Genomic DNA, 21,686 nt, shown 5'->3' with positions numbered 1-21,686 from the left:
GAACAGGAGATGTGAGGCTATGGCCGATAACGCGGGGCGGACAGGCGTCGGATCGAGCCTGGCACTGACACTGGGCTCGGCCGTTCTCTGGGGCCTGGCCCACGTCTGGGTGGGCCGCCGCCTGACGGGCGCCTTCCTGATGAGCATCGAGCTGATCCTTGCCGGAGCCGCCGCGATCGCCGTGTTGACCGCCGGGCCCGCCCTGCTCGCCCTCGCCGTACAACCCGTCTGGCTCTGGACCTTCGCACTCACCGCGATGTTGCTGGCCGCCGTGGCGGTGGCCGTGGTCATACACTCCTACCTGCTGGTCAGACCGGAGTCGTCATCGCCCGCGACCCAGTACCTCTCGGCCGTCATCGTCGGTCTGCTGTGCGTACTGGTGACCACTCCGATGATCTACGTGGCCCGGCTGGCCTACATCTCTCAGACCGTGGTGACCTCGGTGTTCGCGGAAAGCGTCACGCCGATGCCGACGGACCCGTGGAGGGGCATGGATCGGATCAACATCCTGCTCATCGGCGCGGACGCGGCGGCCAACCGGGTCGGGGTGCGCACCGACAGCATGACCGTGGCCAGTGTCGACACCCGGACCGGCGAAACCGTGCTGTTCGGCCTGCCGAGGAACCTGGAGAAAGTCCCGATGCCGCCGGGCCCGGCCCGCGACCGCTTCCCCTACGGCTTCGAGGGCGAGCCGCCCTACACACCGGGCATGCTCAACGAGATCTACCAGTACGCCGAAGACTACCCAGAAATGGCTCCAAAACTGGGCAAGAGGCACCGTGGCCCTTCGCTGCTGAAAAAGACGATCGGCGGCATCCTCGGGCTCGACATCTCCTATTACGCGATGGTTGACATGAGGGGGTTTGTGGAGATCGTCGATGCGATGGGCGGCGTGCGGGTCCGCATCAAGGACCCCATCGTGTACGGCAGGCAGAACGAGGGCCTAATCGAGGCGGGCAGACGGAAACTCTCGGGCGAGGAGGCGCTCTGGTACGGCAGGTCCCGCACCTTCAGCGACGACTACGTACGGATGGGCCGCCAGAAATGCCTGCTGAACGCCGTCGCCAAGCAGGCCGACCCCGTGACGGTGTTCAAGAGCTTCGAGAAGCTGGCCACCGCCGCCGTCGACGCGATCTCCACCGACATACCCCGGCAACTACTGCCCGACCTGGTCGAGCTTTCGGAGAAGGTGAAGAACTCCAGGATCAGGAGCCTCCAGTTCGTGCCCCCGCTGATCTACTCGGGTGCGCCCGACTACCACCTGATCAGGCGTGAGGTCACCACCACCCTGGCGACCCCGCCCGCCGGGTCCGACTCCGCCGTGCCCGCCGTACCGACAGGGAACCGTGGAAGGAGCACGGGGTCGAGCGCCGTCGTCCTCGACTCCGCCTGCGACTGACGGACCGCGGATCAGCGGGCAGCAGCCGATGAGCCGACACACCCGGCGCGTTGAGAGCGCCCACGTGGGCCGGAATGCTGTCATGGAGTGATTACTTAGAGTCACCATGGAGGTAAGAGGATGAAACGCCACCTGGCCAGCGTGGGCCTACTCACCGCGATCGCCGTACCCGCTCTCGGATGGCCGCCGGCCTGGGGCGATCCGGTCCCCTCACTCTCCATCTCCCTCGACGACGGGACGAGGGAGACCGCTCCCGGCGCGGAGAGCACCTACACACTCCGTATCAGTAACCAGGGAACCACCCGGCTGAGGCGCATCCTCCTGGTGCAGTCCCTGCCGCCGTCGATGACCTTGGTGAAGGCCGACGCCGGAGGTCACGTGGAGCAGGGCAAGGTGGCGTGGACCGTGAACGTCCTGCCCAGGAAGGACACCGTCGTCCACCTGAGCGCCCGGGTCGGCGCGGTCGCAGGGGCACAGGTGCGGGACCTGGCGACGACTGCCTGCGCCCGCAGGAGCGCGGCCGGACCCGTGCTGGTCTGCGCCACGGACGTCAACACCGTGGCCTTGCCGGAGACGACCGACTGGGTCCTGCCGATCTCACTGGCCTCCGCCGCCGCCGCCGGGCTGGCCACCACCGCGTTCCTGCTCCACCGCCGTCGCCGCCGGGCCCAGCCGGCCTGACCCGTGGAAGGTCCCTGGCGCTCCGTTCCCAATGACGGTGTGGGCGCGTTCCCCGATCCGGTCGGGGGGCCGGATCTCTACTCCGTTCCAGGATCTTCGAGTCCTCAGCGGAGGTCGCGAACGCGCTGCGGGGAAACCTAGATCGTCGGGCCTGCCTTCCTGATGCCAGGACCGAGGTGGATCTGTACTTCCGGCGCGGAACGTCGCACTAGCGCGTTCCGCGTCGGCGACGCAGCCGCGGAGCCAGGCCGAGGCCGAGGAGCAGAAAGCCCGCCAGGACCGGCCCGAGCGGCAGGCCCGTGAACGGCAGCGTGGGACGGGCCGGTCCCGCGCAGTGCCCGCCGACGGGACATGGAATCGGGAAGGGCCGCTCCCAGCCCGGCCCGTACGACGGCTCGGGAGATGGCTCCGACACCCGGACAGGCTCCGACACCCGGACGGGCGGCGGGATGGAGTCGCCCGGGGGAGGGTCGCCCACCGTGACACGGTAGGTGATCGCCACGGCGGACTCCGCCGGGATGTCCCCCCGCCAGTCGAGCACCGGCCCGGCGTAGGTGACGGTACCCGAGGAGGCCGCGACATCGTTGAGCACCGCGTCGTCGAGCACCCCCGACAGATCGTCCGTGAGACGGGCTCCGGCGTACGAGGTCCGCCGCGGGTTGGTGATCGTGATCGTGTAGGTCACGATGTCACCCGCCTCGGGCTCCTCTGGCACGAGCGTCCTGGTGATCGTCACGCCCTCCACGGCGACCCGCTGCGCACAGCCGAGACCCGTCCCCGGGGCGGGCGCGCCGAACCTGGCCGGTCCCGGCGCCGGGCCAGGGCAGTTCGTCCCGCCTCCGCGAGCCTGTACGGCGCTGTCCAGCACCCGGTCCCCGGTGTCGGGGGTGTCCACGGTCACGCTGTAGGTGATCGTGACCGTCTCGCCGGCCGGGATCTCGCCGGTCCAGGCCAGGTTCGACGCGCCGTACGAGACGGTTCCGTCCGTGGCCCGCGCGTCGCCGTTGTAGGTCGCGTCGTCGAGCACCCGGGAGAGTTCCCCGGTGAGCGCGGCACCCGGATAGGCGGCGGTACCGACATTGCTCACGGTGACCGTGTAGGTGACCACCTCGCCGGGGTCGACCGTCTCCCGGTCCGCGGTCATCAGGACGTACAGCAGCGGCAGGCCGGGCGCGTCCAGGTTGCCGCAGGCGGGATCGGTGGAACCGGCCTCGCAGTTGGAGCCCTCGCCGCCGGCCAGTTCGCCGGAGAGCCGTAGATCCCCCGCCGGAGGGTCGTTCACCGTGACCCCGTAGGTGACCGTCACCGTCTGACCGGCGGCCACGTCACCCGACCAGGTCACCCTGGACGCGGCGAAGGAGACGGTGCCCGACGTGGCCGACTCGTCGTGGTCGAAGTCCGCGTCGTCGAGCACGCCGGACAGATCGTCGGTGAAGGTGAAGTCCGGATGGTGGTCATCACCGGTGTTGCGCAGTTCGACGATGTAGGTGACCTTCTGTCCGGGCTTGGCGAGAACGGCCGAGGCCGTCTTGGTGATCTCAACCCCCGGCTCCACCACCTCCTCCGCCCTCTCCACCTCCACCGGGACGGACGGAGCCCTCCCCCCGGACTCGGCGAGAACGGACGAAGCCGTCTTGGCACCCCCACCCCCCGACTTCACCGACTTCACCGGAACGGACCCGGCCTCCGGGCGCTGTGGGGATGTCACGGTGGCCGGGCGGGACGGTGGTGTCTCCGCCCCGGTCTGTGGTGGAGCGGAGGCGACCAACGGCGTCGCGAGCATCGCGAGCGCGATCCCCCACGCGGCGAACCCGTCGGCTCGCCGCTCGAAAACGCGACGTGACCAGGTATCCGTACGTACCACCAAAGCCCCTTTGACCCCTTGTCCACGATCCCGCCGGGGGGCTCAAGATCAACCGACTCGGGGTGGGATACCCGGGCGGGCGGGATCTCACCGGAGCCAATGGCAAACATCTGCCCCGCCGGCCCCCAAGGCCGGCGCCGAGTCCGTACATGGGGGAGCGAAGCGGTAACGGCGGATCTTCAGCACCGGTCATGACATGGCAGACGTTTTCCCTCACACCCCACATCCGCACTTGTCATGAGAGATCACTTCCATCCGTTTTCGCAGCGCGGGGCGCCCCTCACCTCGCTCGGTGATACACGTCACGTGCCCTCGCTCCCCGTGGCATGATGGTGCCTCCACAGAGGTTGCAATGATTTTCATAATCAGATTGGATCGTCGTCGTGAGGGTGGCATTCGTCGGTAAGGGCGGCAGTGGCAAGACGACTCTGTCGGCGCTGTTCTCGAGATACACAGCGAGCCGGGGCGGGCCCGTCGTGGCCGTCGACGCCGACATCAACCAGCACCTGGGCATGGCGCTGGGGGTGGCCGACGGCGCGCTGCCGAGACCGATGGGCTCGCACCTGACCGAGATCAAGGAATACCTGCGGGGCGAGAACCCCCGCATCTCCTCGGCCGCGGCGATGGTCAAGACCACCCCGCCGGGACGAGGCTCGCGACTGCTCCGCCTCGACGAGCGAGACGATCCGATCCACACCGGATTCACCACCGCCGCACCCGAGGGACCCCTGCTGATGGTCACCGGGCCGTTCGACGAGGATGACCTGGGGGTGGCGTGCTACCACTCCAAGGTCGGTGCCGTGGAGCTGTATCTCAACCATCTGCTCGACGGCGCGGGTGAGTACGTCGTGGTCGACATGACGGCCGGGGCCGACTCATTCGCCTCGGGGCTGTTCACCCGCTTCGACATGACCTTCCTGGTGGCCGAGCCGACCCGCCAGGGCGTGAGCGTCTATCGGCAGTACCGTGACTACGCCGCCGACTACGGCGTGCCGGTCGCGGTGGTGGGCAACAAGGTCCACGGCCCCGGGGACGTGTCGTTCCTTCGCGAGCAGGTCGGCGACGACCTGCTGGTCTGCCTGGAACACTCCGCGGCGATCCGCGCGATGGAGCAGGGCCGCCCCTTCACCCTCTCCGATCTCGAACCGGCCAACTTCCGGGCTCTGGGCACGCTCCTCGACCATCTCGACGCCCAGGAGAAGGACTGGGACCGCTTCGGCCGTCAGGCCGTGCGGTTCCACCTCCGCAATGCCGAGGCCTGGGCCAACAGGGCCACGGGTGAGGATCTGGCGGCTCAGATCGACCCCGACTTCGTCTTCGGGCCCACACGAGTGTCGCTCTCCCGCTAGATGGAGCGACCATCATGCCCGACCTAGTGTCTGATTGATCCCCTTCTGAGAGGAGAACACAGCATGTCGCTGACCGTTTCGAACGATCTTCTCGACCTGGCCAGGGTCGGCGAGGTGGACGACGCGGCTTTTGTCACCTGTGTCAGAGACTCCCTGCCCTACGCCTGGTCGCTGATCAGCGACCTGGTCAGGCAGCGTGAACACACCGGTGCCGAATTCGCCGACAACACCGTGCCTCCGCCGGACGAGGCCGCCCGTGGCCAGCTCCTGCGCGCCCTCGCCAGCGACGCCATGCGTGGCGCCCTGGAGCGTCACTTCGGGGTGAGGCTGGCCTTCCAGAACTGCCACCGGGTCGCGGTCTTCGACCCGGCCGCCACCGGGGCCCACGCGGAGTTCGTCACCGCCAGGTCGCAGATCCTCAACCAGACGCCCGAGCTCGTCGACTGCTGACGGCGGCCTCACCCCGGGGCCGTATCTCCCCGTGCCCGCCGTCCCCGGCGGGCACGGCCGGAGAGCCTGGGCAGCACCTCGGCCCCCAGCCGCCTGATGTTCTCAAGGGTGCGGGCGCGATCGCCCGCACCCTCCACCATGAGGATCAGGTGTCGCAGGCCGGTGACCTCGGCGGTCCGCTCGATCCTCGCCACACAGAGGTCGGGCGAGCCGACCGGATGCGTCCCGCAGAGGAAGTCCACGTATTCCCCGATGTCGCGCACCGGCCGCGCCCGGCCGTCCACCGGTACGTATCCCGCGAGACCCGGCTCCAGCCAGCGCGGCATGGCCTCCCGCATCTCCCGCACGGCCTGCTCCGTCGTGTCGGCCACATAGCCCGCGGCCGCCGCGACATGACCGGGCGGTGACAGCGGGCCGGCGGCCAGCGCGCCGTAGTCACGGAGCATGGCCGCCTTCTCCCGATCCCCGACATGCATGCCCAGCAGCATCGGCAACCCGCGTTCGGCGGCGATCAGCACGGTCGCGGGCGAGGTGCACGCGACGACCGGCCTGAGCCGGGCCGCCGGCACCATCGGCACCTGTCTGAAGTTGAAGAACTCCCCGCCCGCGGAGAGCGTGTCGCGCGAGAGCGCCTCGCACAGCAGGTCGAGCGACTCGCGGAAGCCGCGCTCGAACCTCGCCAGGCCCGTGCCGAACACCTCCAGGTCCACCCACGGCCCGCCTCTGCCCACCCCGAGGGCGAACCGACCCCCGGAGACCTGGTCGAGGATCGCCGCCTGCTCGGCCAGATCCACCGGATGCCGGGTGGACAGGACGCTCACCGCCGTACCGACCCCGATCCTGGTGGTGCGCCCCAGCGCCACACCGGCCAGCGTCGCCGCCGACGGGCACACGCCGTACGACATGAAGTGGTGCTCGGCGATCCAGGCGTCGTCGAACCCCGCCTCCTCCGCGGCCACGACCGCGTCCACGGTGTCGCGCAGCACCTCTCCCGGCTGCCGGCCGGGAAATCCCGCCGCGACCAGGAAGACTCCGATTCGCACTCTCCGATGATGTCCGATGCCCGCCGCTATCCGAAGAGGTCGAGCTGGCCCTCACCGGCCAGCGGGTTGCGGTGCCTCTTGAGATGGCGCCAGCGGGGCAGGTCGTCCAGGTACGACCAGGACAGCCGGTGGTGCTCCGTCGGGCCGAGCTCGGCCAGGGCCGCCTGGTGGGCAGGGGAGGGGTAACCCGCGTTGTCGGCGAACCCGTACTCGGGGAAACCCAGCGAGGCCATGTAGGTGTCCCTGCGGACCTTGGCGATCACGGAGGCCGCGGCCACGGAGACACAGGACAGGTCGCCCTTGACCTCGCATCGGACCGGCCAGGGCGCGCCCAGATAGTCGTGCTTGCCGTCCAGAACGACCACATCGGGGCGGACGGGAAGCCCGGCCAGCGCCCTCCTGGCCGCCCTGCGCAGGGCCTCGGTCATCCCGAGCGCGTCGATCTCCTCGTGGGACGCCTCGCCGTACCCGATACCGGCCGCCCAGGCGGTGATCTCGGAGACCATGGCGGCGCGGCGGGCGGGGGTGAGCAGTTTGGAATCGGTGAGTCCGGCGGGCGGTTCCGACAAATCGGTGACCACGGCGCAGACCGCCACCGGGCCCGCCCAGGCTCCGCGTCCGACCTCGTCCACTCCGGCGACCAGCTTGGAGCCACCGTCGTTCAGCAACCGTTCGAGCGCGTAGGAGGGAGGCATGCGCCGACGTTACCGGGACGTGCCCCTCCAGGCGCTGTCGAGGAACGAGCTCGACCGACTCCAGGTCGGCGGCGAGGAGCCTGGCGGCCGTCCCGCCCGCACATGCGCGCCCCACTCACCGCGACCCCTGCGGCGGGGTGAGCGGAGGCCGGCCCCCTGCCCCGGCGACACGCCTTCCCAAGGTGGCGCCAGCATGGCTGACCTGGTCTTTCTTACCGTGGAAATCGCTGGAGCCGGTGCTTCCCATGATGCTCATCAAGATGTCTCGTGTCGTTTGGCATCAAGAAGGGGAAAGAGCCCTCATCATGTGCTCATGCCCGCTTCTGTCACCCTGTCCGGGCGCCTCGTGCGCCTGGAACCGCTCAGCCTCGCGGTCGTCGACGACCTCGTCGCCGCGGCGAGTGAAGACCGTTCTACCTACGACTTCACTCGCGTCCCCCATGGCCGGGACGAGATGGTCTCCTATGTGAAGGCCGCTCTCGCTGAGCAGGCGGGGGGCCGCACGATGCCCTTCGCCATCCGGTGGCTTCACACCGACCACGTGGTCGGTGCCACCCGTCTCATGAACCTGGAGTACTGGCAGGGCCCCATGCCCTGGCCGCCGGGAACTCGTGGGGCGGTGGGCGATGTCCCGTCCGTGGCGGACATCGGTTACACCTGGCTCTCCGCCTCCGCGCAGGGGACCGGTGCCAACCGCGAGAGCAAGTACCTGATGCTCTCCCTCGCCTTCGAGACCTGGCAGGTCCACCGCATAACCCTCAAGGCCGACATACGGAACGTACGATCCCGGGCCGCCATCGAAGCCCTCGGCGCGCACCTCGACGGTGTGCGGCGGGCGGAGAGCCGAGGCGCCGACGACACGGTCCGAGATACCGCGTACTACTCGATCCTGAGCGACGAATGGCCGATCGTCCGAGAACGGCTGCACGCACGGATGGGCCTGTTCGAGGCCGCGTGAGGCACATCCAGACAAACGGCATTGCAGGGAGAATTAGAGAACAAAGCAGACAAAAACCACATAACAAATAAAGCTCATTTTGACTACTTAATGGAACGAAAGGCCCGCCCGGGCTTCCGGGCGGGCCTGGTGTTCGCCTGACTTCGCGCGATGGGTCACATCCAGCGCGGCCCACGCGATGGGTCACATCCAGTGCGGCCTACAGGGAGGCGTTCGTCCGCCGCACCACCGAGCGGGTCCGCCGGACGAGGTGGAATCACTCCTCGCCGTCGACCTCGTAGATGTAGCGCCACCTACCGCACAGCGTCTTCTTGGCGTCGCTCCTGTCCCAGTAGCAGACTCTGACCTGCAGGTTGTCGACCTCTTCCTCGGAGAAGTGGAAGGGGGTGTAGCCCTGGGAGCCGCACTTGCGGGCCCAGTAGTAGTTCTCGTCGCCGTCGTGGTTCTCGAACTTGAACTGGACGTAGCCGCAGAGCCGGTTCGGCGAGTACCTGTCGTAGACCCTGCCCTGGAGGTGGACGCGGTCGTCGTCGTCGGTCCAGACGCGGCCCTTGGCGCTGGCGCGGGAGTCGTCGTAGTACTTGGAGTAGTAGGAGCCCCAAGACTCGTCGTAGTCACTGGAGGCGGCCGGACCGGCGGTGAGGGTGGCGGCCGAGGCCGGGGTGGCGAGGGCCGGAACACCGATCACGATGACGGCGGTGGCGGCGGCGAGACCGAGGAGCTTGCTGATCGAGCGGCGCATGATGGTTCTCTCCTTGAGGGGACGGCTCCCGACTTCCTCCAGGAACCGGGGACGGCTCCCGACTTCCTCCAGGAGCCATGGCTCATTGATAGACCCGCCCGCCTTCATCACACTTACAGCGCCTTTATCTACACCTGCAATCCACCGACATGTCGGGCATGGCCGCCCCCGTATGGGGCCATGCCCGACAGCCACAGCATTGCGGGCACGACTCAACAGCCGATTGACGTGCGATCAACGGCTCGGCGAACTGGCAACCCTCTACCTACTGAGTAAGCAGGCGAGGATCTATCATTTGGCCATAAAACTTCCCATCGGGCGGAGATTCAAGAAATGGCTGTTCAGGGCAGCGGAGACGGATTGCGGTTCGCCGTACTCGGTCCTGTCCAGGCCTGGCGTGACGGATCCGAACTCGACCTGGGCACCCCACTGCAACGTTCCATCCTGGCGATGCTCCTGCTGAGGGAGGGGCGGGCGGTGACGCCGACCGAGATGATCGACGCGATCTGGGGGGACGACGCCCCACCTCGCGCGCTCGGCGCCCTGCGCACCTACGTCTCCCGGCTGCGCGCGGTGCTGGAGCCGGGCAGGTCCCCGCGCACCCGCCCCGAGCTGCTCACCTCCGTCGGCAGGGGGTACGCGCTGCGGCTGAACGGAATCGCCTTTGACCTGGCTCTCTTCGAGAGCGGTATCTCCGAGGCCGAGGTCGCGCGCCGCGCGGGTGACCTGGCGAGAGCCGCGGAGAGCCTGCGCGCGAGCCTGGCGCTGTGCACCGGCGAGCCACTGGCCGGAGCTGTCGGCCCCTATGCCGAGCACCAGCGCGACCGGCTCGCCGAGCGCCGGATGAACGTGCTGGAAGTCCTGATGGACCTGGACCTGGAGCTGGGCAGGCACGCCGACGCCCTGTCCGAGCTGATCGCACTGACCGCCGACCACCCGCTGCGCGAGCGGCTCCGCGCCCAGCTGATGCTGGCCTACTACCGCTGCGGGCGCAGGGCGGAGGCGCTGTCGGCCTTCGCCGACACCCGTGCCACGTTGATCGAGGAGCTGGGCATCGAGCCCGGCCCCGACCTGACGAGCATGCACCAGCGCATTCTCACCGATGACCCGGCCCTCGCACGCGCCCCTGTCGACCGGCGGGCGCGGCCCGCGCCCGCCGAGGCCGCACAGCCGGCCGCCCCGGCCCAGAGCCGGCAGCCGGAGCCGGAGGCGACGAGAACATCGGGAACGCGGGGAACACCGGCGGCCCCGGAACTGCCGCGCCCCGCGCAACTTCCCGCCGCCGTGAACGACTTCACCGGGCGCCGTCAGATCATCGCGCGGCTGCGCACGCTGCTATCGGCCCAGGAGGGCTCCGAGGGCGTGCCTGTGGCGGCCATCTCCGGCATCGGCGGCGTGGGCAAGACGGCTCTGGCAGTGCACGTCGCCCATGCCATGCACGACCTGTTTCCCGACGGCCAGCTCTACGCCGACCTGCGCGGGTACGGCGTGGAGCCGACCGCGCCCGAGTCCGTACTGGCCGCGTTCCTGCGTGGACTGGGCCTGCCCGCCGACGCCATCCCCGACGGCCTGGCCGAGCGGTCGGCGCTGTTCCGCTCGCTCCTGGCCGACCGGCGGATGCTCGTGCTGCTGGACAACGCCCGCGATGCCGCGCAAGTGAGCCAGTTGCTCCCCGGCTCGGCCGGATGCGCGGCGATCGTGACCAGCCGCGGCAAGCTCGCCGACCTGGCCGCGGCCCGGCTGATCGACCTGGACGTCATGGAGCCGGAGGAGGCCCTCGCGCTGTTCGGCACCGTCGCCGGCGCCGAGAGGGTGGAAGCGGAACGCGCCGCCGCCATGGACGTGGTCGCCGCCTGCGGTTTCCTGCCGCTCGCGGTGCGAATCGTGGCGGCGCGCCTGGCCTCCCGGCCGTCCTGGACCGTCGCCTCCCTGGTTTCCCGGCTGGCCGACGAGCGCCGCCGCCTGGACGAGATGCGCGTGGGAGACCTCGCGGTGGAGGCGACCTTCGCCCTCGGGTACGGCCAGCTCAGCCCGGCTCAGGCCCGCGCGTTCCGGCTGCTCTCCCTGCCCGGTGGCCCGGACATCTCGATCGGGGCCGCTTCCGGGCTGCTCGCGCTGGAGGCGATGGACACCGAGGACGTCCTGGAGTCCCTGGTGGACGCCAGCCTGCTGGAGGCCCCGGCCCCTGGCCGCTACCGCTTCCACGACCTGCTCAAACTCTTCGCCCGCCGTGTCGCGGAACGGGCCGAGAGCCCGGCTGCGGGGAATGGCGGTCAGGACGGCGGAGAGCGACGCGGGTCCGGAGTGAGCGTGGCCATCGGCGGGGAGGGCGAGGAGGCGCTGCGCCGGCTGCTCGACTTCTACCTGGCGTCCGCGTGCTCGGCGCACCGCCTCGCCTACGAGGGCAGCACGATCGCCGACCAGCTGGGGGTCGCCGGGACCGGCCACGCCTTCGCCTCCGCCGACGAGGCTGTGGCCTGGCTGTCGGTGGAGGCGGAGTCGCTGTTCGCGTCGATCGCCCAGGTGGCCCGCGCGAACGAGGCCGGGGCACTGCTGCCGGGAGCCGACCTGCTGCTCGCCATGGAGCCGCTGCTGGAGTCGGGGAGTCACGGCCGCGAATTCGAGGGCCGGACGCGGGAGATGCTGGCCGTGGCGCGACGGCTCGGCGCTGTCTCCAGCGAGCTGCGCTGCCGCTACGTGCTCGGCCGGGTGCTGTTCGGCACCAACCGGCTGGCCGAGGCCGAGGAGGAGTTCCGTACCTCCTTGGAGCTGTCGGCCGGGGGCGAGCGCATCGTTGTCGGCGAGGTGCTGAACGCGCTGGCCGTCGTGGCCGGGCGCCGGCGCCGCCATGTGGAGGCCCTGGCCTGGTTCGGCTCGGCGCGCGAGGCGTTCAGGGAGGTCGGGGCGCGGGGCGGGGAGGCGCTGACACTCAGCTACTCCGCCCGCGACCACCTGTTCCTGGAGCAGCCGCAGGAGGCGATCGCCGCCGCCGAGCAGGGTCTGGCCCTGTTCATCGAGATGGGCTCCAGCGCCGGCACCGCCAGGGCCCGCTACCACCTGGGGATGATCCTGTCGCGGGTCGGCCGGCTGAACGAGGCGGTCCACCACCACGCCGAGTGCCTCGCCTTCTTCCGGGCCAGCAGGCAGCGGGTCTGGGAGCAGCGGGTCTGTGCCCGGCTGGCCGAGACCTTCATCCACGCGGGCCGCTTCACGGACGCGACCCGTCACGCGGAGCAGGCGCTTACCGTGAGCCGGGAGATCAGCCACCCGTACGGTGAGGCGCAGGCTCTGTGGATGCTAGGCAAGGCGCTCAACGGCCTCGGTAGCACCGGCCGCGGTCGCGACTGCCTCGAACGCGCCCACGACCTGTTCACCAGGCTCGGGGCACCCGAGGCCGAGGATCTGCGCCTTCTGCTGGAGCGCGACCAGGTCGACAGCTGACCCAAGATCATCATAAAGATCATCGTCAAGTCGCGTCATCCAAACATGGTTGATCACTGGCATACCCCTCGAAGTCGGTCCGCGTCCCGGAGTGAGCGTGGAGGCCCGGCCGGCCACCTGGCCCCGGGCGACGCGTAGGGGGCCCGGTCATCCGGTACGTCACCCGCGGGCCGGCCGCCTCACTGTGGCGGCCGGCCGGGCTTTGCACGGACCCTTCACCCCCCGGGTCCGTGCCCCACGACCAGAGCTTCCTCCGCGAGGTTTGCCATCCGATTGACGGACAATAGCGGCGACATCCACAGCCTGTGGATAATCACCCTGTGGATATGTGGAAAAACCCCTCGGCAATCAGCGGACGGAGCATGGCGGGGGCCTTGGAACACAGGTCATCGGGATCCTCCCCGGTGAGTTCCGCTATCGCGGCGAGCAGCGGGGCCAGTGGATAGTCACCGTCGCAGACCCCCGCGAGGGCGGCTTCCACGGTCCCGACCCGCGCGCTGCGGCGCAGTCTCCCGGTCTGCCTCAGCACGATCCGCGCCGGGTCCTCGGCGCCGGGCGGCCCGATCCGCTCCTCCAGCACCCCCTCGACGACCGCCAGCCTGGCGCCCAGCAGCTGGGCGTCGGTCAGCCGATGCGCCGTGGTGATCGCGCCGAGCACCTCGTCCACATATCCGCCGACCGGCAACTCCACCGGCAGGCCGTACTCCTCCACCCGCACGACCGGGTCAAGGCTCCCGGAGTCGTTCAGCGTGATCCAGCCGAAACCGATCCCGGTGACGTTCTCGGACTCGAACCAGCCGAGCCAGTCGTCGTAGAGCTCGCGGTAGCGCGGGGTGCCCTGCTCGGCCGCGTCCCTCAGCCACAACTCGACGTACTCGGCGGGATCCTGCACGTCGCGCTGGACCGCCCAGCCGTCGCAGCCGGTCCCGGTGAGCCAGCCGCCCACCCGGTCACGCCAGTCCTCGCCGCCGACGTGCAGCCAGTTGGCCAGCAGGTGGCAGGTGCCGCCGGGGGCAAGGTGGCCCGGCACCCGCTGTACGAGATCGCGGCAGAAGTCGTCGGCGGACAAGCCCGACTCCCGGTAGGTGAACCGTCCGGCAGGGGAGATCACGAACGGCGGGTTGGAGACGACCAGGTCGAAGCGTTCGCCCTCGACGGGACCGAACATGGACCCCTGCCGCGCCTCGACCCCGGTGATCCCGGACAGCGCCCAGCTCAACCGGGCCAGCTCCAGCGCGCGCGGGTTGACGTCGGTGGCCGTGATCTTCTCGGCGTGGCCGTTCAGATGGAGAACCTGGACCCCGCACCCGGTACCGAGGTCCAGAGCACGCTCGACCGGGCGATGTGCGGCCAGCTGGGCGAGATTCGCCGAGGCCCCGCCCGCGCCGACGACGTGGTCCGGGCGCAGGGCGGGGTCACCCGGCCTGACCTTGCGGTCGGAGACCAGGTAACCACCGGTCTCCCAGGGCTGAAGGTGGACCGTGGAGGTGACCCGGCCGTCCTTGACGGTCACCAGGCCTGCGGCGGCCAACTCCTCCACCGCCAGGCCCGCCGGTGCCCCTCTCGCCTCCACGGGGATGCCGAGCCACCACAGCCGGATCAGGATGCCGAGCGGGTCACCCTGGCCGGTGGCGCGCAGGGCGGGCACCGTCTCCTCGCGAGAGAGCGCGGTGGCGGCGACGTCACCGAGTCGCTCGCGGACGCCGTCGATGGTGTAGCCGGTGTCGAGCAGAAGCTCTCTGAGCCGGTCCAGCAGATCGTTCACCGGGTAATCCTCGCACCGGGCACGTCCGGCCGCCCCGGGTGATGAGACCGTTACGCACCGGGGTAAGCATTCTGCAAGCGGACCTCAACCGGGAGGCGGTACCTCTTGGTAGCTGCACCATCTGCTCCAAAGGATCCATGATGCTGATTCCCTGCTTCGCCTGCGAGTCCCGTTTTAACCCTGATGAGTATTTTCGCGCCTGCCACGACTACTGCCGAGGCAAGGATCTGGTCGCCTGGACCTGCCCGCGATGCGGCAATCAGGATGAGTTGCGAGTCTTCCCCGGAGAGCTGGGGTTCGGCTACGCCAGGCGCGGCAGGTTCGACGTCTCCGACCGGGTGCGCGTGCCCGGCCTGCGGCGCAGGCGTCAGGACCTGCGACTGGACATCTCGCTGGACGAGGACGTCTGGCGGGTGTCGACGCGGATGCGCCAGCTGGCGGGCACGCACTGAACCCGCTCCGGCCGGGGAGGACCCCGCTCCGACCGGGGAGGACCGGTGACGGCGGTCAGGAGCCCTGCTGCCGCAGGCTCTGCCAGGCCGCCTCGCAGAGGCCGCCGATCTCGTCGGAGGTGGGCTGGTGCGCCCCGGCGAACCACAGGCGGCACATCTCGTTGGCCGGTCCGAGCCAGAGCACGTAGCACATCGTCGGGTGGACGGGCTGGAGCAGCCCGTTCTTCATGTGCGGGCGCCACCAGTCGGAGACCTTCCTGAAGAACGCCCTGCGCGACTCCGACACCTCGGTGCCGCCCGGCTCCTCGCGCCTGGGCGGCCGCTCACTGATCAGCAGGTGGGCGCGCTCGCGATGCTCGCCGCACCAGGACATGTGCAACGCGACGATGGCCTCGATGCCCTCCCGCGCCCCCTCGTGGCGGTTGAGTTCGGCGAGGAACGCGTCCTGGTACATGCGCAGGGTCTCGGCGTACAGGACGCCGAAGACATGGTCCTTGCTGGCGAAGTGGTGGTAGAAGCTGCCGACGCTGACGCCGCTCTCCTCACGGAGGCTGGCCAGCGTGGTGGCCGAGACACCGTCTTGGCTGAATCGTCGTAGGGCGCCCTCGACGATCCTGGTACGGCCGTCGCGTCCGTTCTTGGCGGTCTTCACGACTCCAATGGTGGGGCACCAGAACCTTGTTCCGCAAACTGTTCGGGAAACAGCTTGCACCACGCCGATCTTACCGCCTTGATTGTGATACCGCACCACCGCCCCGGACGCTCCGCCCGCAGGGGAGCGACCCCTCTCGCGTCCCTCCGAGGAAGCGACGGACCCGCTCCTCGTCATCCGGCCGCGCGGGCCGGACCTCGACGGCGTCCCCGGGCGTGAGGTCCCCGGGCCGAGAGAGGTCACCCCGCTTCCCGGCCCCGGCATACGCCTCAGCCCTCCGACTCCCGCGTCTCCAGCCCCCGCAGGCAGTGCCGGAGGCTGAGCACCGAGATCAGTGCCGCACCGCCGAGCAGCACCGCGACCGCCGAGGTGCGCACGAGGAGGTAGGTCTCCAGAGTCTGGCTGAGCAGCAGCCACAGGCTCAGCGCCGCGTTCAGCAGTTGCGCGCACCCCCACAGCACCGACTGCGACACGAAGAAGCGGCGCATCCTCGGATGCTCCGTCACCTGGTCGGGCAGCGGCACGAGATCGGCCACCACCCGCCGGATCAGCGGCCTCCGCAACGGCGCGGTGAGCAGGAAACCCATGCTCACGCAGAACACCCCGAGGCAGGGCTGCAGGAAGAACACAATGGGGTTGCCCGTCGCCACGGTCAGCACCACCCTGACGGTGATCGTGCCCGCCGCCAGCATGAGCGTGCCGGGTGCCTCGCTACGCCTGACCAGTCGCCAGGCGACCCCGCCGTAGACCCAGAGCGCCGCCACCGCCAGCGCGACGTGCGAGTTGGTGAAGATCAGCGCGACGTAGAAGACGAGAACGGGAAGCATCATGCTCTCGAACACCCTGGGGGCGGCGTGCCGCAGCAGAGCACCGAGAGGGGGAAGTGCGATCGGAGCCGTGGGAGCGGGCGTGAGCACAGTCATCAGGAGCGGGCTCCGAAGGTGATGGAACGTCCCAGGGGATATTTCAGCCGACCATATGCGATATCCGGAGTGTCCTATGGACTTTTCCATGACATCCGACGGACGAGCGGTTCCGGGCACCTTACTACGCTCCAAGGCACCCTCCGCCACTCCCAAAAGCGCACTCGGAGGACGGGGCGGCGCTCCCGGTGCCTACTCTTGAGAGCGTGTACCGGTTTCTGCTGACTCCCCGATGGGTGGCTCTCCACGTGGTGGTGCTGCTGGTCATCCCCGCTTTCGTGCTGCTGGGCCAGTGGCAGTTCGGGCGTTTCACGGAAAGATCCACCAGCAGCGACCAGATCACGCGCAACCTCGCCACCGCCCCCGTCGCCGTGGAACAGCTGACCTCGCCCGGCGGCACCGTCTCCGTGCAGGACAAATACCGCCCCGTCACGGTCGGCGGCAGGTACGACACGGGTGCCCAGCTCCTGGTCAGACGCCGCACCCAGAACAAGACGGTCGGCTTCTACGTGCTGACCCCGCTGATCTCGCCGAACGGCACCGGCATGCTGGTGAACCGGGGCTGGGTCAAGGCGGGCGCCACGGCGGACGCCCTCCCCGAGGTCCCCGCGCCGCCCTCAGGTGAGGTGACTGTCACCGGCAGGTTACGGCCCACCGAGACCGAGGAGACCTCGGGAATCCGGGACCGGGCGGGCCTGCCCACGGGCCAGGTCCTGCTGATCAACACCGAGGCGATCGGCAGCCGCCTGCCGTACAGGCTTCTCGGCGGGTACGTCGAGTTGACCAAGCAGTCGCCCGCGGCCACCGCCGCGCCGGAACCCGTCCCCGCGCCGGACGTCGGCGGGGGAGGCGGGCTCAACCTGGCGTACGGCGTGCAGTGGTGGCTGTTCATCGGGATCGCGATCGGCGGCTGGGCACTGCTGATCCGCAGGGAGGCGGCCGACCTCAAGGCCGCGGCCACGGCCGCGCCGACCACGACCGGCGGCCCGGAGCCCGACGACCCCGCCGAACTCCCGGACGGCCCCGAGCGGACCGCGCCGGCAGGACGTGCCGGGGCCTGACCGGGAGAACCCTCAGGAACACCGGCACCCGGCACCCGGCGAAGGAGACCTCTAGAAGTGCACTGAAAATCTTGCGTTCTGGTCCCGCCTCGGATGATTCGGGGCCAGACTCGTTGCGTGCAGGGTGAATGGGCTGGAGAACCGGTAGGGCCGGATGTGTGGCAGACCTGCCGGGAGCTGATCCCAGCCGGGAGCGTTTTCGCGTTCCTGGCCGAACATCGGCAGACGCTGTTCCCAGCAGACATGTTCACGGACATGTATCCCTCGGCGAACGGGCGGCCGAGCATGCCGCCGCAGGTGCTCGCCACAGTGATCGTCCTGCAGAGCCTGCACGGGCTGTCGGACTTCGAGACGGTTCAGGAACTGCGTTGTGACCTGAGGTGGAAGGCCGCCTGCGGCCTGGGTCTGTACGACACCGCGTTCGACCCGTCGCTGTTGACCTACTTCCGACGGCGCCTGCAGCGCTCGGCCGATCCGAACCGGCTGTTCACCAAGGTCAGGGAAGTCGTCGCGGCCACCGGCGTCCTCAAAGGCAGGCAGCGCCGGGCGTTGGACTCCACCGTGCTGGACGACGCGGTCGCCACCCAGGACACCGTCACCCAGCTCATCGCCGCGATCCGCCGGGTCATCCGCGACGTCCCCGGCGCCGAGCCGGTCGCCGCCCAGTGGTGCACCGCCCACGACTACACCGACCCCGGCAAGCCGAAGATCGCCTGGAACGACCAGCAGGCGCGGGACACACTGGTCGACGCCCTGGTCACCGACGCCCTTAATCTCATCGCTCACGTGCCCGGCCAACCGCTCGGCGAGACGGCGGCAGGCGCCCTCGGACTGCTGGCACTGGTCGCAGGACAAGACGTCGAGCCCGCCGACGGCTCCGACGGCCGATGGCGGATCGCCCGGCGCACCGCCCACGACCGCATCGTGTCCACGGTCGACCCCGAGGCCCGCCACATCCACAAGAACCGCACCCGCCACCAGGACGGCTTTCGCGCACATGCCGCGTTCGAGCCCGAGGCGGGGCTGTTCACCGAGGTCGCCCTCACCGCGGGCAGCGGCGCGGACAACCACGAGGCCGCCGTCGCCCGAAGCCTCCTCGCCGGCGACGACGATGCCCTGACGGTACTGGGCGACACCGCCTACGGCACCGGCGACCTGCGACAGACCCTCCAAGCCGACGGCCACACCCTGGTGATCAAGCCGCCGCCGCTACGCCAAGCCGTCCCCGGCGGCTTCACCACCGACGATTTCCAGGTCGACACCCAAACCGGCCGCGTCACCTGCCCGGCAGGCCACACCAAAACCCTCGGCCGCCCGCTGGCAGGTGGTAACCGCCAGGCCCAGTTCAAGATCCTGTGCCGCACCTGCCCACTGCGCGAACGCTGCACCACGTCCAAGACCGGACGCACCTTCAACGTCCACCCCCACTATGACCTCCTCAAAACCGCCCGGCAGCAGGCCGCCACCAGTCAGCGATGGCAGCAGGAGTACCGCCGCTGGCGACCACCCGTCGAACGCGCCATCGCCTGGCTGGTCGCCAAAGGCAACCGTCGCGTTCCCTACCGCGGCGTCCTCAAGAACAACATCTGGCTCCACAACCGCGCTGCCGCACTCAACCTCCGCCGCCTCATCAACCTCGGACTCACCCACACAGGCGGCGCCTGGGCACTGAACCCCGCCACTGCATAAGCCGCCGGGGCGCCTGCTCCGCGCCGATATCCACTCAAACCAAGATCTTCAGTGCACTTCTAGGCGGCCGGGCCCGCCAGGAGCGTCTCCGGGCCGATCTCGCGCCAGATCAGCGGGCCCTGGACCCAATGGTCAGGCGTTGACCATCGCCATGCCGAAAAGAACCGCCACCGCGATCGCGAACCCTCGCGTGCCGTCGATTCTGGCCGGTGCGGGCAGCACCTCGTACGGTCCGCGCCACAGGGGACGGGGCTCCAGCAGGACGTAGAGCAACGAGCCACCGGTGAGGAACATCCAGAACCATGCCCAGCGGCTGGCGTAGCGGGGGTTCGGCCGGGTCAGCATGAACAACCAGGCCAGCACCTCCGCCGCCACCGCCACCGGCCCGAAGGGTTCCCACCAGCGCCCGTAGGCGGACGAGCCCACCAGGCCGCCGAAGCCCTCGGTGCGCACGATCTCCACACCGGGGTCGGCCGCGGCGCGTACCTGGGCCAGGAAGGCCCCCTGGCTGCGCTCCAGGGCCTCGGGAACCAGCCGGGTGGTCTCGGGGTCCCAGACGTCGTCGGGTTGGTCGAAGCGGGCCTGGCTCCAGGAGAGCGGCCCGTGCGACCACGTCAGCGTGCCGTAGGCGGGCCAGTTGCGATCGTAGACGACCTTGGTCACCCCGCCCGCCCGCAGGTCCGAGATGAGCTCCGACGCCGGCCGCAGGGGTGGCGCCTGGTTGAGGTGGACGACCACCGTGGAGAGCGCGAGCACGAACAGCAGTGCCAGACGCACGCCGTACGGTATGTCGCCCCGTGCCGGAACCACCACTCGCATCTCTGCCCCCGTCACACGAGACCCACCGCCAGACAGGCTAGCCGGTGGCCCCGTAGGACGCCTGTAAGAGACGTCTTGGGAGACAGAGATACCAACCGGAGACCTTGTAGCTTGAACAGTGTGATTCCAGCGTCATACGGTTGACCGTGTGACTACGCCGCTGCTCCCCGACCCCGAGCCCAGGCGGCGGGACTATGTGATCATCTCAGCCGACGACCACCTGATCGAGCCGCCCGACATGTTCGACGGCCGGCTGCCGGAGAAATACACCGACCTGGCTCCCAAGGTGGTCGAGACCGACTCAGGTCACCAGGTCTGGCGCTACGGCGGCGCCACCTACCCTTGCGCCGCGCTCGACGTGGGCGCCGGTCTGCCTCGCGAGCAGTGGACGCTCGACCCGGTGCGGTTCGAACACATGCGTCCCGGCTGCCACGACATCGAGGCCCGGATCGAGGACATGGACCGTGCCGGTGTCTGGGCCGCGCTCTGCTTCCCCGGCATGCTGGCCGTGCAGTCGGGCATGGTCTTCGCCAAGACCCGCGACCAGGAGCTCGGCCTGGCGATCCTGCGCGCGTGGAACGACTGGCACGTGGACGTCTGGGCGGGCACCTATCCGGAGCGGATCATCGCCCTGCAACTGCCCTGGCTGACCGACCCCGAGATCGCCGCCAAGGAGATCCGCGACAACGCGGCGCGCGGTTTCAAGGCGGTCCTCTTCCCCGAGTTCCCCACCCGGCTGCGCCTGCCGTCCATCCACAGCGACCACTGGGACCCGTTCTTCCAGGCCTGTGAGGAGACGGGCACTGTCGTCTGCCTGAACGCCGGCGCCGGCTCCTGGGCCCCCGTCCCCTCGCCGGACACCCCGATCGAGGCGATCACCACGCTGATGCCGACGAGCGCCATGTTCGCCTGTGCCGACTGGCTCTGGTCGGGCATCCCGTTGCGCTTCCCCGCGCTACGGATCCTCATCGTCGAGGGGGGCGTGGGCTGGCTGCCGATGCTCGCCGAGCGAGCCGACTACGCGCTTGACCACCCGGTCGCCGGCGAGGCGTCCTGGGAGGGGGGCCTGAAGCCCAGCGAGGTCCTGCGTAGAAACTTCTTCTTCGGCACGCTCAACGATCATGCCCTGTCCGGGGTGCGGCTCGCCGTCGGGCTGGAGCACGTACTGCTGGAGAGCGGCTACCCCCACTCCGACTCCACCTGGCCCGACACCCAGCAGGCCATCGCGACGAACCTCGGCAACCTGCCGCCCGCCGACATCGCCCGGGTGGCCTACGGCAACGCCGCCCGCCTGTTCGGCCACCCGCTGCCCTCTCGCGCCTGGCTCAGGATGGAACAGCTCTGACCTGCTCGCGCTCCCAGTCGACGTAGCGCCCGCCCTCGCCGAGCAGGGAGCTCATCAGCCACAGGAAGAGGCCGAAGTCGTCGGCCACCCCGATGAGAACCAGGAAGTCGGGGATGACGTCGATCGGCGAGATGATGTAGAGCACGCCAAGGCCCATCATGGCCAGCTTGCCCTTGCTCATACCGGGATACCGCCCCCGCATGACCGCGCCGATCATCTTGGGGAGGGCACGCAGGCGAGCGCCGAGACCGGGCGTTCCCGGCTTCGACACACTTCTGTACGTCCGCCACGCCTGTGCCGCACGCGCCGCCTTCGCCATGGGGAATCCTCCTCGCAAAGCAGGTTCGCCTGCTGGCGT

The 21,686-nt window shown here is 69.5% G+C and carries 19 protein-coding genes; 10 read left to right on the top strand and 9 right to left on the bottom strand.

Annotation, left to right across the window (positions count from 1 at the left end):
• Window positions 1-19 precede the first annotated feature (19 nt).
• Together OIE13_RS31205 and OIE13_RS31200 are read left to right on the top strand one after the other, a co-directional pair.
• Window positions 20-1,399, top strand: coding sequence for an LCP family protein (locus OIE13_RS31205; protein WP_326829093.1), 1,380 nt, complete (start codon window positions 20-22; stop codon window positions 1,397-1,399).
• A gap of 120 nt (window positions 1,400-1,519) precedes the next feature.
• On the top strand, window positions 1,520-2,080 hold the full coding sequence (locus tag OIE13_RS31200) for a hypothetical protein (RefSeq protein ID WP_326646149.1): 561 nt from the start codon (window positions 1,520-1,522) through the stop codon (window positions 2,078-2,080).
• 208 nt (window positions 2,081-2,288) lie between these two features.
• Here the strand turns inward: OIE13_RS31200 and OIE13_RS31195 are convergent, their stop codons facing one another.
• Window positions 2,289-3,944: a DUF7927 domain-containing protein gene (locus tag OIE13_RS31195; protein WP_326646150.1), complete on the bottom strand. Its 1,656-nt coding sequence runs from the start codon at window positions 3,942-3,944 to the stop codon at window positions 2,289-2,291.
• A gap of 383 nt (window positions 3,945-4,327) precedes the next feature.
• Here OIE13_RS31195 and OIE13_RS31190 point away from each other — a divergent pair, with 383 nt between their 5' ends.
• Both OIE13_RS31190 and OIE13_RS31185 read left to right on the top strand, forming a co-directional pair.
• Window positions 4,328-5,293 (top strand): ATP-binding protein, encoded by a 966-nt coding sequence (locus OIE13_RS31190; RefSeq protein ID WP_326646151.1) that lies wholly within the window; start codon window positions 4,328-4,330, stop codon window positions 5,291-5,293.
• A gap of 63 nt (window positions 5,294-5,356) precedes the next feature.
• Window positions 5,357-5,743: an SCO5389 family protein gene (locus tag OIE13_RS31185; protein ID WP_326646152.1), complete on the top strand. Its 387-nt coding sequence runs from the start codon at window positions 5,357-5,359 to the stop codon at window positions 5,741-5,743.
• A gap of 8 nt (window positions 5,744-5,751) precedes the next feature.
• Here OIE13_RS31185 and OIE13_RS31180 read toward each other — a convergent pair whose 3' ends face one another.
• Window positions 5,752-6,786 (bottom strand): LLM class flavin-dependent oxidoreductase, encoded by a 1,035-nt coding sequence (locus OIE13_RS31180; protein ID WP_326646153.1) that lies wholly within the window; start codon window positions 6,784-6,786, stop codon window positions 5,752-5,754.
• Between the two features lie 26 nt (window positions 6,787-6,812).
• The gene (locus tag OIE13_RS31175) at window positions 6,813-7,481 is read right to left on the bottom strand and encodes a ribonuclease HII (protein ID WP_326646154.1); all 669 of its coding nucleotides are present in this window, start codon (window positions 7,479-7,481) and stop codon (window positions 6,813-6,815) included.
• Window positions 7,482-7,794: 313 nt separating this feature from the next.
• Here OIE13_RS31175 and OIE13_RS31170 point away from each other — a divergent pair, with 313 nt between their 5' ends.
• Complete coding sequence (locus tag OIE13_RS31170; protein ID WP_326646155.1) at window positions 7,795-8,439, top strand: GNAT family N-acetyltransferase; 645 nt, start codon at window positions 7,795-7,797, stop codon at window positions 8,437-8,439.
• 256 nt (window positions 8,440-8,695) lie between these two features.
• Here OIE13_RS31170 and OIE13_RS31165 read toward each other — a convergent pair whose 3' ends face one another.
• Complete coding sequence (locus OIE13_RS31165; protein ID WP_326646156.1) at window positions 8,696-9,181, bottom strand: hypothetical protein; 486 nt, start codon at window positions 9,179-9,181, stop codon at window positions 8,696-8,698.
• A 333-nt stretch (window positions 9,182-9,514) separates the two neighbouring features.
• On the opposite strand from OIE13_RS31165, the gene OIE13_RS31160 reads away from it, so the two are divergent.
• Window positions 9,515-12,622 (top strand): AfsR/SARP family transcriptional regulator, encoded by a 3,108-nt coding sequence (locus OIE13_RS31160; RefSeq protein WP_326646157.1) that lies wholly within the window; start codon window positions 9,515-9,517, stop codon window positions 12,620-12,622.
• 313 nt (window positions 12,623-12,935) lie between these two features.
• Here the strand turns inward: OIE13_RS31160 and OIE13_RS31155 are convergent, their stop codons facing one another.
• A complete protein-coding gene (locus tag OIE13_RS31155; protein WP_326646158.1) occupies window positions 12,936-14,387 on the bottom strand; it encodes a DUF7059 domain-containing protein in 1,452 nt (483 codons plus the stop codon).
• 137 nt (window positions 14,388-14,524) lie between these two features.
• Here OIE13_RS31155 and OIE13_RS31150 point away from each other — a divergent pair, with 137 nt between their 5' ends.
• Complete coding sequence (locus OIE13_RS31150) at window positions 14,525-14,839, top strand: hypothetical protein (RefSeq protein ID WP_326646159.1); 315 nt, start codon at window positions 14,525-14,527, stop codon at window positions 14,837-14,839.
• A 55-nt stretch (window positions 14,840-14,894) separates the two neighbouring features.
• Here the strand turns inward: OIE13_RS31150 and OIE13_RS31145 are convergent, their stop codons facing one another.
• Window positions 14,895-15,491, bottom strand: coding sequence for a TetR/AcrR family transcriptional regulator (locus OIE13_RS31145; RefSeq protein WP_326646160.1), 597 nt, complete (start codon window positions 15,489-15,491; stop codon window positions 14,895-14,897).
• 269 nt (window positions 15,492-15,760) lie between these two features.
• Entirely contained in the window at window positions 15,761-16,414 is a 654-nt protein-coding gene (locus OIE13_RS31140; RefSeq protein WP_326646161.1) for a VC0807 family protein, read from the bottom strand.
• 206 nt (window positions 16,415-16,620) lie between these two features.
• Between OIE13_RS31140 and OIE13_RS31135 the strand changes: the two genes are divergently transcribed.
• The gene (locus tag OIE13_RS31135) at window positions 16,621-17,475 is read left to right on the top strand and encodes an SURF1 family cytochrome oxidase biogenesis protein (RefSeq protein ID WP_326646162.1); all 855 of its coding nucleotides are present in this window, start codon (window positions 16,621-16,623) and stop codon (window positions 17,473-17,475) included.
• Between the two features lie 117 nt (window positions 17,476-17,592).
• Window positions 17,593-19,164 (top strand): IS1182 family transposase, encoded by a 1,572-nt coding sequence (locus OIE13_RS31130; RefSeq protein ID WP_326639485.1) that lies wholly within the window; start codon window positions 17,593-17,595, stop codon window positions 19,162-19,164.
• 132 nt (window positions 19,165-19,296) lie between these two features.
• On the opposite strand, the gene OIE13_RS31125 is transcribed toward OIE13_RS31130, so the two are convergent.
• Window positions 19,297-19,983, bottom strand: coding sequence for a hypothetical protein (locus tag OIE13_RS31125; RefSeq protein ID WP_326829092.1), 687 nt, complete (start codon window positions 19,981-19,983; stop codon window positions 19,297-19,299).
• A gap of 148 nt (window positions 19,984-20,131) precedes the next feature.
• Here OIE13_RS31125 and OIE13_RS31120 point away from each other — a divergent pair, with 148 nt between their 5' ends.
• A complete protein-coding gene (locus tag OIE13_RS31120; protein ID WP_326646164.1) occupies window positions 20,132-21,328 on the top strand; it encodes an amidohydrolase family protein in 1,197 nt (398 codons plus the stop codon).
• On the opposite strand, the gene OIE13_RS31115 is transcribed toward OIE13_RS31120, so the two are convergent.
• Window positions 21,309-21,647: a YkvA family protein gene (locus tag OIE13_RS31115; protein ID WP_326646165.1), complete on the bottom strand. Its 339-nt coding sequence runs from the start codon at window positions 21,645-21,647 to the stop codon at window positions 21,309-21,311. The genes OIE13_RS31120 and OIE13_RS31115 overlap by 20 nt on opposite strands.
• Window positions 21,648-21,686: the final 39 nt, after the last annotated feature.

This window comes from Streptosporangium sp. NBC_01810 (genome assembly GCF_035917355.1).
In the GTDB taxonomy this organism is placed as follows: Bacteria; Actinomycetota; Actinomycetes; order Streptosporangiales; family Streptosporangiaceae; genus Streptosporangium.
This window is presented reverse-complemented; position numbering and strand designations above follow the sequence as displayed.

Excerpts from the sequence above, each read along its gene's own strand:
- OIE13_RS31160 (WP_326646157.1), top strand. The coding sequence starts at position 9,515 with ATGGCTGTTCAGGGCAGCGGAGACGGATTGCGGTTCGCCGTACTCGGT.
- OIE13_RS31205 (WP_326829093.1), top strand. The coding sequence starts at position 20 with ATGGCCGATAACGCGGGGCGGACAGGCGTCGGATCGAGCCTGGCACTG.
- OIE13_RS31150 (WP_326646159.1), top strand. The coding sequence starts at position 14,525 with ATGATGCTGATTCCCTGCTTCGCCTGCGAGTCCCGTTTTAACCCTGAT.
- OIE13_RS31170 (WP_326646155.1), top strand. The coding sequence starts at position 7,795 with ATGCCCGCTTCTGTCACCCTGTCCGGGCGCCTCGTGCGCCTGGAACCG.
- OIE13_RS31175 (WP_326646154.1), bottom strand. The coding sequence starts at position 7,481 with ATGCCTCCCTCCTACGCGCTCGAACGGTTGCTGAACGACGGTGGCTCC.
- OIE13_RS31200 (WP_326646149.1), top strand. The coding sequence starts at position 1,520 with ATGAAACGCCACCTGGCCAGCGTGGGCCTACTCACCGCGATCGCCGTA.
- OIE13_RS31140 (WP_326646161.1), bottom strand. The coding sequence starts at position 16,414 with ATGACTGTGCTCACGCCCGCTCCCACGGCTCCGATCGCACTTCCCCCT.
- OIE13_RS31185 (WP_326646152.1), top strand. The coding sequence starts at position 5,357 with ATGTCGCTGACCGTTTCGAACGATCTTCTCGACCTGGCCAGGGTCGGC.
- OIE13_RS31125 (WP_326829092.1), bottom strand. The coding sequence starts at position 19,983 with ATGCGAGTGGTGGTTCCGGCACGGGGCGACATACCGTACGGCGTGCGT.
- OIE13_RS31165 (WP_326646156.1), bottom strand. The coding sequence starts at position 9,181 with ATGCGCCGCTCGATCAGCAAGCTCCTCGGTCTCGCCGCCGCCACCGCC.
- OIE13_RS31115 (WP_326646165.1), bottom strand. The coding sequence starts at position 21,647 with ATGGCGAAGGCGGCGCGTGCGGCACAGGCGTGGCGGACGTACAGAAGT.